General features: G+C 61.7%; 1 protein-coding gene. It reads left to right on the top strand.

The genetic code is table 11. The annotated features are described in order from the left end of the window. Window positions 1-222, top strand: a 222-nt coding sequence (locus tag NW837_RS15450) for a glycosyltransferase family 9 protein (protein ID WP_414332552.1), incomplete at its 5' end; no start/stop codon positions are given. Window positions 223-533 lie beyond the last annotated feature (311 nt).

Here is a 533-nt window from a genome sequence, read left to right as displayed (position 1 = left end):
CTGGCGGCCTTGATTGGTGGGGCAACGCTGCTGTTGTGCGCCGATAGCGCTCCCATGCATTTGGCGGTGGCGGTGCAGACGCCGCTGGTGGCGTTGTTTGGGCCCACCGACCCGCTGCGGTTGCTGCCTTCAGAGGGGCCGTTTCGGGCGGTCAAGGGGGCCGATGGGAAGGTGGAGTCGATTGCCCCCGAGCAAATTCTGCAGGTGATCTTTCCGGCCTAGAGCCAAGGTTTTCGTGGCAGCAACCCAGTCCAGTTTCTCTGCAGGCGGACCGAGAAGCCTTCTAGCCTGGGAGATGTGTCCCTGTCTGCTTTTAGCCGGCGGGAGAGCTTGCTTTGTCACCTTGGCTCTCCTAGGCTTGCTGGCGAGCGACCGTAAGGCAGTCAGCATTGCTGTTGACCGGGGGAACTTCTGCCCTCTTGGGGGAAAGGGGCTGGGGAAGTAGGGGATTCTCATGCGGACGAAGGGACTTGAACCCTTACGCCTTGCGGCACTAGATCCTAAGTCTAGCGCGTCTGCCGTTCCGCCACGTC

This window comes from Synechococcus sp. R6-10, assembly GCF_047461815.1.
Classification (GTDB): Bacteria; Cyanobacteriota; Cyanobacteriia; order Thermostichales; family Thermostichaceae; genus Thermostichus.
The sequence above is the reverse complement of the archived record's forward strand: the minus strand, read 5'-3'. Positions and strand labels throughout refer to the sequence as shown.